This window comes from Microcoleus sp. T3_A4, from assembly GCF_036700465.1.
Lineage (GTDB): Bacteria > Cyanobacteriota > Cyanobacteriia > Cyanobacteriales > Microcoleaceae > Microcoleus.
This window is the reverse complement of record NZ_JAUBOY010000118.1, coordinates 1-3,104: the sequence shown is the minus strand read 5'-3', so window position 1 is coordinate 3,104 and position 3,104 is coordinate 1. Positions and strand designations below refer to the sequence as shown.

Annotated in this window: 1 protein-coding gene; it reads left to right on the top strand. The window is 41.0% G+C overall.

The window, feature by feature from the left end:
* Positions 1 to 3,104: AAA family ATPase (locus QUA07_RS29730; RefSeq protein WP_333332815.1), on the top strand; the 3,104-nt coding region annotated here is incomplete at both ends.

Sequence of the window (3,104 nt, the reverse complement as noted above, 5' to 3'; positions counted from 1 at the left end):
GTTGTCAAAGCCTTTCAATCATTAGTCAAGCAACTCTTAACAGAAAGCGAAAATCAACTCAATACCTGGAAACACAAAATCTTAGCAGCTATTGGTACTAATAGTCAAATCATTGTAGATGTCATTCCTGAAGTAGAATTAATCATTGGCCCACAGCCAGCCGTACAAGAATTAGGCGCTACTGAAGCACAAAACCGCTTTAATTTAGTATTTCAAAAATTCATCCGCGTCTTTTGTTCAGTTGACTATCCCTTAGTCATCTTTCTCGACGATTTACAATGGGCTGATGCCGCCACATTGAAATTGCTACAAGTAATGATAGCAGATGAGCAAACCAATTATCTATTTCTAATTGGTGCCTATCGAGACAACGAAGTCAACCCATCTCATCCTTTAATGATGACTTTGGACGAGCTGCAAAATCAAGGTGCAAGAATCGAGCGAATTACTTTAGCTCCCTTACACCTTCACCACATAGTTAACTTAATTACTGATACCGTGCGTAAAGACCAAAACTCAGCGCTCCCCCTAGCCGAGTTAGTGGTCAGTAAAACTCAAGGTAATCCTTTTTTTGTCAATCAGTTTCTCAAAACTCTCTATCAAGAAAACCTGCTAAAATTCAACTTTCACGCAAGAAACTGGGATTGGAACATTTCCGAAATTGAATCAGTAGGTATTACTGATAACGTCATTGAATTGATGATTGGCAAATTGAAAAGACTCCCCCCATCAACTCAGCAAGTTTTGCGTTTGGCTGCTTGCGTGGGTAATAGTTTTGACTTAAACACTCTCTCAATTATTAATGAAAAATCTTGGGGAGCCACGTTTCAAGAACTATTGCCAGCCATCCAAGAGGGATTGATTTTAACTACTTCTGAGTTAGGTGCTACCGCAGAAGAAATAATTAATTCAGACTTAGTAATTACTACTTATAAATTTTTGCATGACCGCGTGCAGCAGTCGGGTTACGCTTTGATTGACTCCCAACTGCAAACCGCAATTCACCTACAAATTGGTCGCCTATTACTAGCGAATATTTCTCCTGAACGACAAGCCGAAAGAGTTTTTGAAATAGTCGATCATTTGAATTCTGGTCGGACTTTAATCATTGATGATAACGAGAAAACTGAACTCGCTATTTTAAATTTAACAGCCGCTCGCAAAGCTAAAGATGCAACGGCTTATGCTGCTGCCAGAGACTACTTAAAATTCGGTCGAGAAATTTTACCGGGCGATATTTGGCAAGACTCCTACGAACTAGCTTTTACCTTTCATAAGGAGCTGGCAGAGGCCGAATATTTAAACGGCAATTTTGAAGAATCAGAAACTTTAATAGAAGTGGCATTTGCCCAGGCAAAATCTGAGCTAGAAAAAGCCGAAATTTATAACATTTTGATCGTGCAGTACACTCTGCTGAGTAAATATGAAGCAGCAGTTCAATCGGGATTAAAAGCCCTTCAATTGCTGGGCATAGACTTGGCTGAAGATAGTTTAAGTGAGGCGATTAATGCGGAAATGGCGACAGCTACAGCTAACTTGGCAAACCAAGAAATTGCTTCATTAATTCATGCCGAAAATATGAAAGATCCGGCTCAACTAATGGCCATGAAATTATTGGGCAACATGGGGCCGCTAACGTTCTTTTCATCTCAAGAACTGTGGAAGTTGACTGTGATTAAAGCGATTAACCTTTCTCTCAAGTACGGTTTTGTAGCGGGAGGGTCTTACTGCTATTCGTGTTATGGAATTATCCTAAATTCAATTTTAGGGGATTACCAATCGGCTTATGAGTTTGGCAGACTCGCTCTGACTCTCAGCGAAAATTCAAATAACTTGTCTCAAAACTGCCAAGATAGTGTGATCTTTGCCAATTACTTAAATTGCTGGGTGAGACCGCTCAAAACTACGGCGGCAATTAATAATGAAGGTTATAAAGTTGGCTTGCAATCGGGCAATTTGCAATGGACGGGTTATAACCGGATGTTTCAAACTATTACCTATTTCTTTCAGGGCATGAATTTGAATAACCTTTTGGAAGATATTGGCAAGTCGCTCCATTTTTGCGAGCAAACTAAAAATTTATGGGCGATTGATATTATTATTGCTAATAAGATAGCCATTTTAAATTTGATGGGCGAAGAGGATGATGTTAGCGAAGAACAGCATTTAGAAAATTTCCACAGCCGTAAAAGTATGGCGGCGCTGTGCGAGTTTTATGTTTTAAAAGCGCAGACTTTATATCTTTACGGACTGTATAGTGAGGCGCTAGAAGCATCGGATCGCGCTGCTGAACTGCTCGATTATTTAATGGGTCATATTTCTAGTGCTCACCATCATTTTTACCGTTGTCTGATTTTAACGGCTCTGTATTCAGATGTTTCTGAGTCGGAGCGAAAAGATTACTGGGAGCAATTAGAAGCTCATCAGAAACAAATCAAAATTTGGGCTGATAACTGCTCGGAAAGTTTCGCACATAAATTATCGCTAGTGGCGGCAGAAATGGCGAGGATTTCAGGTCGAGATTTGGAGGCGATGGATTTGTACGATCGCGCGATAGCTGAGGCTAGAGAGGGTGATTTTATTCAGAATGAAGCGCTGGCGGCGGAACTTGCTGCTAAGTTCTGGTTGGGGAAGGATAAAGAAGAATTTGCCCAAATCTATTTGACTAAGGCCCACTATGGCTACCAATACTGGGGTGCTAAACGTAAAGTTGAGAGTTGGGAGGAAAAATATCCTCAATTAATCGCGAGAACTTCAGGGAAGACAACTACTCAAACTAAAGTTAATCGCACTACGACGGCGACTACTAGCAACAATTTGGGTGAGACGCTAGATTTAGCTACGGTGATGAAAGCTTCTCAAGCGATTTCGGGTGAAATTGTTTTGAGTAGGTTGCTGGAAAGATTGATGAAAATTGCGATCGAAAATGCGGGGGCGCAAAAAGGTTTTTTGATTTTAGAAAAAGGGGGAAACTGGACGCTAGAGGCGGAAGGTTCGGTGCAGGAGGATGAAGTTAGTGTGCTGCAATCGCTTCCTCTCAATCCCACAGCAGCTTCTGGGGGTACTCCTTTGCTTGCTTGTGCGATCGCCAATTATGTGATTCG